Genomic DNA, 8,631 nt, shown 5'->3' with positions numbered 1-8,631 from the left:
TCGCGGGGACTTCGCGGTGGTTACAGCGCGTGCGCGGTGTCTTCGACCTCGCCCACGAGTTCCTCGACGATATCCTCCAAGAAGAGCACACCGGTGAAGCCGCCCGCCTCTGAGCCGACGCGAGCGATGTGCGCACCGCGCTCGCGCAACAGCTCGAGTGCGTCCTCGACCTCGGCGCCCGCCGCCACGGTGGGCAGGTCGCGCGCGCGGCTCGAAGGAATCGGGGCGTCGATCTCCGCCGCGGAGGAGAGGTCGAGGATGTCCTTGAGATGCAGGTAGCGCTCGGGCTGACCGTCGGCGGAGTGCAGCACGTAGCGCGAGTAGCCGTGCTCGGACACCGCCTGCTGCACCTGGCGCGGGGTCGCATCGAGGGGCAGCCGCACGAGGGCGTCGAGCGGCACCTCGACATCGGAGACGTGCTTCTCGGTGAACTCGAACGCGGCGGAGATCGTTCCGCTCGTATCCTCCAGGGTTCCCTCGCGGGTCGACTGCTCGACGATGCTCGCGACCTGGTCGATGGTGAACGCCGTGTTCGCCTCGTCTCTCGGCTGCACGCCGCAGAGGCGGAGGAAGCCGTTGGCGATCCAGTTGAGCGACCGGATCACGGGCCCGACCACCTTGGACACGAAGACCAGCGGCGGGGCGAGCAGGAGCGAAGCGCGATCCGGCACCGAGAACGCGAGGTTCTTCGGCACCATCTCGCCGAAGACGACGTGCAAGAACGTGACGAGCAGCAGCGCGACGATGAACGCCGTGACGGATACGGCTTCCGCGGTGAGCCCCGTCCACGCGAGCAGCGGGATCTCGAGCAGGTGGTGGATCGCCGGCTCCGAGACGTTCAGAATGACGAGCGAGCAGACGGTGATGCCCAGCTGGCTCGTCGCCAGCATGAGGGTGGCGTGCTCCATGGCCCAGAGCGTCGTCTTGGCGGCCTTGCTGCCCGCTGCGGCGCGCGGTTCGATCTGCGACCGCCGAGCGGAGATGACGGCGAATTCGGCGCCGACGAAGAACGCGTTCACCACGAGGAGCACGACGAGCCAGATGAGCCCGGGAAGATACTCGTTCATCGTTCGACTCCCTGGCGTCGGCTCTGCTGATCGGTCTGGCCAGGCTGCGCGGGCTGGCGGCCCTGCTCGAAGGCGTCCATCACCTTGGTGCGCGTATTGAACGCTGGGTCGCTCTCGCGATCGGATGTGGCGTACCGCAACCGCGTGATGCGCGAGCCGTCGAACTCCTCGACGCGCAGCGTGCCGTTGGCCAGCACGAGCTCCTCTCCGAGGTCGGGGATGCGCTCCAGGGTTTCGAGCACGTACCCGGCGACGGTCTCGTACTCTTCGCTCTCCGGCACGCGGATCGCGAGCCGGTCCCAGAGCTCGTCGGGGCGCAGCGAGGCGGGGAAGAAGACCTCATCGCCGCTCACCACGACGTCTTCGAGGAGTGCGTCGTGTTCGTCGCGCACCTCTCCGAGCAGCTCCTCGACGAGGTCTTCGAGCGTCACGACCCCTGCGGTGCCTCCGTGCTCGTCGACGACGACCGCCATCTGGTAGCTGCGCTGCCGCAGCACCTCGAGCAGCGAGGCCACTCCCGCGGCTTCCGGAACGCGAACGGGCTCTGACATGAACTCTGACACGGAGGTGTAGTCGCGGCGATCGAAGTCGACCGCGTAGGCCGACTTCACATGCACGATGCCCACGATGTCGTCGACGCCCTCATCGAACACCGGGTACCGGGAGTGGCCGGTCTCGACGCTGCGCGCGACGACTTCGGCCGCGGTCGCGGTGCGGGGCAGCATCTCGGCGACGACGCGGGGCGTCATCACGTCTTCTGCCGTGCGGGATGAGAAGGAGAGGGTGCGGTGCAGCATGGTGGCTTCGTCGTGGTCGAGGGATCCCTCGAGCGCCGAGCGGCGCACGAGGAAGCTCAGCTCTTCAGCGGTGCGCGCCCCAGAGAGCTCCTCCTTCGGCTCGATGCCCATCGAGCGGATCAGCCGGTTGGCGGTGCCGTTGAGCAGTGCGACCACGGGGCGGAAGATGAAGGTGAATGCGATCTGCAGCGGAATGACGACCTTTGAGGTCGCAAGCGGCACCGCGAGTGCGAAGTTCTTCGGAATCAACTCGCCGAAGATCATCGAGAACAGTGTGGCGAGCGCGATCGCGACGACCGCGCCGGCGCCCACGACGCCCGCCTCTGGCACCCCCGCGTTCATGAGCGGACCGCGCAGCAGCGCGCTGATCGCCGGCTCGAAGGTGTACCCGGCGAGCAGCGTCGTGAGCGTGATCCCGAGCTGCGCCGCCGAGAGGTGGGTCGACGTGATCTTGAGCGCCGAGATGGTGGGCCCGAGTCGCCGTTCGCCGCGCGTGCGGCGCTGCTCGAGCTCCGGCCGGTCCAGGTTCACGAGTGCGAACTCGGACGCCACGAAGACGCCCGTGCCGAGCGTCAAGAGGACCCCCGCGAGGAGGCCCCAGATTTCCCCTGTCATCGCTCACCCCCAACGCGCGCTGAAAGGGTGAGCTTCGTACTATGACCGGGTCTGTCGTCCATGAGTACTGAAACTAGCGGTGGCAGCCGTGAAAGTGCCGTGACTGCAGGACGCGGAACTGCGGAGGATCATGCCGCTTTCGGCGGGATGCCGCGATCCGGGGCCGCGGCTAGCGCGAGCGCGCAGAATGCGAAACCCCCTGATGCCGTCTCGGCGCCCGCCCGTAGTCTCGGCCCATGTCAGGATACGAAACCACCTTTGATGCCCATGACGAATCCTTGATCGCCGCTCCCAGGGCGCTGCTCATCAACTGCACGCTGAAGCCGTCGCCCCAGCCATCGAGCGGTGACGTGCTCGGCGGGCAGGTGCTGCAGCAGTTGCAGGAGCACGGGGTGCAGGGCTCGTCGATCCGCGCGGTGGATCACCGGATCCTCCCCGGCGTCGAGAACGACATGGGTGAGGGTGACGCCTGGCCCGAGATCAGGGAGGCGGTGCTGCAGGCCGACGTGCTCGTGTTCGTGACGCCGACGTGGCTGGGGCAGCACTCGAGCGTCGCGCAGCGCGTGCTCGAGCGGCTCGACGCCGAGATCTCCGCGACCGACGCATCGGGTCGTCCCACCCTCTTCGGCAAGGTCGCGATTCCCGTCGTCGTCGGCAACGAGGACGGCGCGCACCACATCTGCGGCATTCTCGCGCAGGCGCTCGGCGACACCGGCTTCACGATTCCGGCGCAGTCCTCGGTCTACTGGAACGGTCAGGCGATGGGCGGCACGGATTACCGCGAGCTCGACGAGACGCCGGAGGCGGTGGCGACGACCATCCGCACAGCGGCGGCCAATGCCGCGCACCTCGCGGAACTGCTGCGGGGCGAGCCCTACCCCGTGTGAGTCGTCGCATCGTCGCGCTGCATCGCGGAGCGGCGGGCGCGCTGAGCGCGGATCGCGATGTTCCAGCGCTTCGCGTTGAGCGCGGTGACGACGGCGGCGACAACGCCGGGAACGGCGATCGTCATGATCAGGATGAGGGCCTGGGGTTCCATGGTTCGAGCCTAAGCAGGTTCGCGGCGCACCGCCTCCCCCGAGAGGATGACTCCCGGCGAGGTTCGCCGCGCACGCATTCCCGAGGGGCGTGGGTACAGTGGGACGCGGAGCCGCGTGATCTCATGCGGATCCTGGCGCGTCGACGCGCCGCCCTATCTGGAGGAAAGATAACCATGTCCAAGTACCGGGTGCAGAATCCTGCCACGGGTGAGGTTCTCGAGACGTTCGAGGCCGCGACCGATGCGCAGATCGAGGAGGCGCTCGCGGGCGCCGACGCCGTATACCGGGAATGGCGGGAGCGGAGCGTGCAAGAGCGCGCCGCTGTCGTCAAACGGGTCGCCGAGTTGTTCATCGAGCGCAAGGACGAGCTCGCTCGTCGGATCGCGCTGGAGATGGGCAAGTCGATCGCCGAATCGATCGACGAGGTGGAGTTCGCGGCCCAGATCATCGACTACTACGCGGTGCACGGTCCGAGCCTGATCACCGATTACGAGATCCCGAGCACGATTCCGGGGAAGGCGTACATCGAGCACCTGCCGGTGGGCGCGCTCCTCGGCGTGATGCCGTGGAATTTCCCGTACTACCAGGTGGCGCGCTTCGCAGCGCCGAACCTGGTGCTCGGCAACACGATCCTGCTCAAGCACGCCGACGTCTGCGCGCGTTCTGCGCTGACGATCCAGGAGATCATGGAAGAGGCCGGCGTTCCCGTCGGCGGATACCAGAACGTGCTCGCCTCGCACGATCAGATCGCGACGATCATCGCCGACCCGCGGGTGCAGGGAGTGTCGCTCACGGGCTCCGAGCGCGCTGGAGCGATCATCGGCGCGCAGGCCGGATCGCATCTGAAGAAGGCGGTGCTCGAGCTCGGCGGCATCGACGCGATGGTCGTGCTCGACTCCGACGATGTGGCCGATGTCGCGAAGCAGGCGTGGGATTTCCGCGTCTACAACGCCGGCCAGGTGTGCAACTCGAACAAGCGCCTCATCGTGATGGACGACATCTACGATGAGTTCGTCGCTGAGCTCGTGAGACTCGCCGAGGGCCTGGAGCCGGGCGACCAGCTCGATCTCCAGGAGGGCCAGTACGTGCCGCTCTCGTCGCGCACAGCTGCGGAGACCGTCGACGCGCAGGTGCAGAAGGCCGTCTCCGAGGGGGCGCGGCTGCTCGCGGGCGGCACGCTCTCCGAGGGGCCGAGCGCGTACTACTCGCCGGCGGTCCTGGTCGACGTGCCGCGGGATTCCGAGTCGTACGGCGAGGAGATCTTCGGGCCGGTCGCCACGGTGTACCGGGTGTCGAGCGACGAGGAGGCGCTCGAGCTCGCGAACGACTGCGCGCTGGGGCTGGGCGGTTCGGTATTCTCGACCGACGAAGCCCGCGCCACTCGGGTCGCCTCGCGACTCGAGACCGGCATGAGTCACGTGAACATCATTGCGGCGGAGTCGGCTGAGATTCCGTTCGGCGGCGTGAAGCGCTCGGGCTTCGGCCGTGAGATGGGTCCGATCGGCATCGGGGAGTTCGCGAACAAGCGACTCTTCTTCGTCGCCGAGTAGCGCTCTCGTCGCGGTGCTGCGAGCGGGTCGGGGGATGCGCCTCCGGCTCGCTCGCATGCGCGGGGTGCAGACTGGGATGCATGCGCATCCGCACCGAGTTCGAAGCCGCTTGCCCGCCTGACGTCGCCTGGCGCGCGCTCCACGACCCGAGCGTCGCGGCCGAGCTGTACGCGCCGTTCCTCGTCATGCAGCCCGAACGCGCGTTTCCGGAAGCGCTGACCACTGGCACCGAGATGCGCGCGCGGCTGCGCGTCTTCGGCGCGCTGCCGGTCGGCGCCCAGTTGATCCGGATCACCGATCTTCCCTCGACCGCGGGCGCCGACTGGCCCCGCACGATGCGCGATCACGGTCGTCCGCTCACGGGACCGCTCGCACTGCTCGCGGAGTGGCGGCACGAGATGACGATCTCGCGATCCCGCGCCTCGGAGCACCGTGCGGTCTGGACGGATGAGCTGCACATCGGCGGCGCGCTCGCACCTCTCTTCCGGCCGGTGCTCGCCCTGATGTGGCGCTGGCGTGGGCGCAAGCTGCGCCGCCTCGCCCGGAACTGGCAGTAGACGCCCACGCGAACGGGAGGGACGGGGAATGGCCAACGTGCGCATCGGCGGCGTCGACCTGTACGAAGAGGTCACGGGCACGGGCGAGCCCGTCGTGATGCTCCACGGCGGCTTCTGCTCGCTCGAGTCGCTCGCCCCGATCGCGGGCGCGCTCGCCGCATCGCGCCGCGTGCACGCCTACGAGCGGCCCGGGCACGGTCGTTCCGCGGATATCGCCGGGGGCTACTCCTACGAGAGCGGGGTCGCCGATGCGCTCGCCTATCTCGACGCGCACGATCTCGCCGACGCCCACATCGTCGGATACAGCGACGGAGCGATCATCGGGCTGCTCCTCGCAATGCAGCATCCGGAACGAGTGCGCACGCTGACCGCGATCAGTGCGAACCTCGACCCTTCGGCCTACGACCGAGACCCGGCGGTGAACGGGCCGATCCTGCCGGAACTGCCGCCGGCCGGCCGCGCGGTGCACAGCCCCGAAGCGCAGGATCGCGTGAGCCCCGAGCGCGAAGCCTTCGAGCGCCTGTCGCCCGATGGCGCCGCTCACGCCGACGCCGTCTGGGAGAAGTGCATGCGACTCTGGACGACCGAGCCGCACATCGACCCGACCGACCTCGCGCGCGCCACCTCGCCGGTGCTGGTGCTCGCCGGCGACCGCGACACGGTGCGACCGCTCCACTCGCTGCGCATCGCCGCGGCGCTGCCGAACGCGCGCCTCGGCCTCATCCCCGGCACGACGCACGGTCTCGTCGCAGAGAAGCCGGCATTCGTCGCGGCGCTCATCGAGGATTTCCTCGGCGAGGCCGTCACCGGCTGAGCGGGGTGCGCCCCCGCCTCAGGCCGAGCGCCGCAGCAGCCACACGAAGTATGGGGCGCCGATGAGTGCGAGCATCAGCCCGGCGGGCAGCTGCGCGGGCGAGATGAGGGTGCGCCCGAGGGTGTCGGCCACGCAGACCAGCAGGCCGCCGAGCAGCATGGATACGGGAATGATGCGCGTATGCCTGGCGCCGACGATGGCGCGCGCCAGGTGCGGGGCGACGAGTCCGACGAAGCCGATGACGCCGACCGCCACCACGCTGACCGCCGCGAGTGCGGCTGCGATGGCGAGCAGCGAGAAGCGCGTCTTCTCGAGCCCGATGCCGAGAATGCGCGGGGTGTCCTCGTCGATGGCGAGCAGGTCGAGATGGCGGCGCAGCCCGATGAGGATCGGCAGGGCGATCACCAGCGCGATCGCGACGGGCAGCACGTCCGGGAGCGACCGCCCGTAGGTGGTGCCGGAGAGCCACGTCAGGATGCGCGGGGCGTTCCAGGGGTCGGCGCGCAGCAGCAGGAACGTGGTGAGCGCGGTCAGGCCGTACCCGCAGCCGATGCCGATGAGCACGAAGCGATCGGGCAGCATGCCGCCGCGCCAGGAGAGCACTGCGATGAGCGCGAACGTGGCGAGGCCGAAGGCGAGGGCGAGCGCCACGAGCAGCGGTCGCCCGCCCCCGTTGGTCACGGCGATCACGGCGCCGAGCCCGGCACCCGCCGTGATTCCCAGCAGTCCGGGCTCCGCGAGCGGGTTGCGCACGGTCGACTGCACGACGCAGCCGGAGAGCGCGAGCGCCGCGCCCGCAAGCAGCGCAGCGGCCACGCGCGGAACGCGTTCGTCGATGGCGCGCGTGACCAGGTCGGGAGCGGCTCCCTGCAGCCAGAGTGCGAGGTCGCCCGTTCGCAGCCACAGGCTGCCCGCGAGGAGCCCGACGATCGCGGCGGCGACGAGGAGCACCCCGGCGATGGCGATGACGACGCCGAGACGGCGGCGGGAGCGCCCGGGGGCTTTCGCCTGGGGCGGGTTCCGCACGCCCCCCGCGTCTCGCATGCGGAGCGCGAGCACCACGATGACCACGGCGCCGAGCAGCGCGGTCGGAATTCCTGTGGGCACGGACGTCGCACCCTCCGCGCCGAGGACCGCGCGGAGCCCGGCATCGGCGAGGAGGATGAGGAGCGCGCCGAGCAGGCCGGAGACCGGGATGAGCAGCACGTGCCGTGCGACGGGCCGCACCTTCGCGGCGATGAGCCGTGCGAGCACGGGTGCTCCGAGTCCGACGAAGGCGATGGGCCCCGCCAGCATGACGGCGGTGCTCGTGAGCAGCACGGCGCAGATCACCGAGATGAGTCGGGTGGCGCGAATCGGCACCCCGACCGCGGAGGCGGTGTCGTCGCCGAGGCCGAGCACGTCGAGTCGGCGTGCGAGCAGCAGCGCCACCGCGAGCACGACGACGATGAGGGGGATGGCGCGCAACGAGGCGTCGATGTTGAGCTGCGCCAGAGATCCGCTGCCCCAGGCGAAGAGGCCGGTGGTGTTCTCCTTGAACAGGATCAGCAGCATCGCGGTGCCGGCATCGAGCGCCATCGCGAGCGCAGAACCGGCGAGGATCAGTCTGGTTGTGCCGGTACCAGCGGTACTGCCGGCGAGGGTGAGCACGAGCGCGGCTGCCGCGAGACCGCCGACGAAGGCGACGCCGCCAGACGCCCACATGGGCAGCGACAGCCCGAAGGCCGCGACTGCTGTGAGCGCGAAGTACGAACCCGCGGTCACCGCGAGCGTGTCGGGAGAGGCGAGCTGGTTGCGCGTGATCGATTGCAGCAGCGCGCCTGCGACTCCGAGCGCGACTCCGACGGCGATCCCGGCCGCGAGACGCGGCAGCCGGGAACCGGTGAGCACGTCGCCCACCGGGACGCCGTTCACCGATTCTCGGGCGCCGCCCGCGTAGCGCATGAGGTCCCAGACCCCGACGCCCGAGGTTCCCTGGGTGATGTGCCAGGCGCCGACGGCAACGACGCCGACCGCCAGTGCGACGAGCACCGCGACACCGCTCGCTCCACCGCGCAGGCCCAGATTCCGCAGGCCGGGTCCCTGCGGCCTCGGGCCCTGGGACCCAGTGGTGCCGGCATCCGGAGCCGCGGGTCCTCGCGGCCCCGCGGTCACGGGAGCGGTGCTCGTCGCCATCGCGTTCCTGTGTCCG

The 8,631-nt window shown here is 69.7% G+C and carries 8 protein-coding genes; 4 read left to right on the top strand and 4 right to left on the bottom strand.

Going from position 1 to position 8,631, the window contains the following annotated elements; all coding sequences use genetic code 11:
- Positions 1 to 20: 20 nt before the first annotated feature.
- The gene (locus ABFX18_RS01910; protein ID WP_090145665.1) at positions 21 to 1,067 is read right to left on the bottom strand and encodes a hemolysin family protein; all 1,047 of its coding nucleotides are present in this window, start codon (positions 1,065 to 1,067) and stop codon (positions 21 to 23) included.
- The gene (locus ABFX18_RS01905) at positions 1,064 to 2,479 is read right to left on the bottom strand and encodes a hemolysin family protein (protein WP_346057193.1); all 1,416 of its coding nucleotides are present in this window, start codon (positions 2,477 to 2,479) and stop codon (positions 1,064 to 1,066) included. The genes ABFX18_RS01910 and ABFX18_RS01905 overlap by 4 nt, the downstream gene beginning before the upstream one ends.
- Before the next feature lie 236 nt (positions 2,480 to 2,715).
- Here ABFX18_RS01905 and ABFX18_RS01900 point away from each other — a divergent pair, with 236 nt between their 5' ends.
- Positions 2,716 to 3,366, top strand: coding sequence for a flavodoxin family protein (locus tag ABFX18_RS01900; protein ID WP_090145662.1), 651 nt, complete (start codon positions 2,716 to 2,718; stop codon positions 3,364 to 3,366).
- Here ABFX18_RS01900 and ABFX18_RS01895 read toward each other — a convergent pair.
- Positions 3,354 to 3,518, bottom strand: a complete 165-nt coding sequence (locus tag ABFX18_RS01895; protein WP_176698233.1) for a hypothetical protein — start codon at positions 3,516 to 3,518, stop codon at positions 3,354 to 3,356. The genes ABFX18_RS01900 and ABFX18_RS01895 overlap by 13 nt on opposite strands.
- A 174-nt stretch (positions 3,519 to 3,692) precedes the next feature.
- Here ABFX18_RS01895 and ABFX18_RS01890 point away from each other — a divergent pair, with 174 nt between their 5' ends.
- The 3 genes from ABFX18_RS01890 (at position 3,693) to ABFX18_RS01880 (ending at position 6,440) form a co-directional block, all read left to right on the top strand.
- Entirely contained in the window at positions 3,693 to 5,069 is a 1,377-nt protein-coding gene (locus ABFX18_RS01890) for an NAD-dependent succinate-semialdehyde dehydrogenase (RefSeq protein ID WP_346057192.1), read from the top strand.
- An 80-nt stretch (positions 5,070 to 5,149) separates the two neighbouring features.
- A complete protein-coding gene (locus ABFX18_RS01885; RefSeq protein WP_346057191.1) occupies positions 5,150 to 5,626 on the top strand; it encodes a hypothetical protein in 477 nt (158 codons plus the stop codon).
- A 28-nt stretch (positions 5,627 to 5,654) separates the two neighbouring features.
- Positions 5,655 to 6,440: an alpha/beta fold hydrolase gene (locus ABFX18_RS01880; RefSeq protein ID WP_346057190.1), complete on the top strand. Its 786-nt coding sequence runs from the start codon at positions 5,655 to 5,657 to the stop codon at positions 6,438 to 6,440.
- 18 nt (positions 6,441 to 6,458) lie between these two features.
- On the opposite strand, the gene ABFX18_RS01875 is transcribed toward ABFX18_RS01880, so the two are convergent.
- Positions 6,459 to 8,615, bottom strand: a complete 2,157-nt coding sequence (locus ABFX18_RS01875; protein WP_346057189.1) for an iron ABC transporter permease — start codon at positions 8,613 to 8,615, stop codon at positions 6,459 to 6,461.
- Positions 8,616 to 8,631: the final 16 nt, after the last annotated feature.

The organism is Leucobacter alluvii (genome assembly GCF_039530485.1).
Taxonomy (GTDB): domain Bacteria; phylum Actinomycetota; class Actinomycetes; order Actinomycetales; family Microbacteriaceae; genus Leucobacter; species Leucobacter alluvii.
The sequence above is the reverse complement of the archived record's forward strand: the minus strand, read 5'-3'. Positions and strand labels throughout refer to the sequence as shown.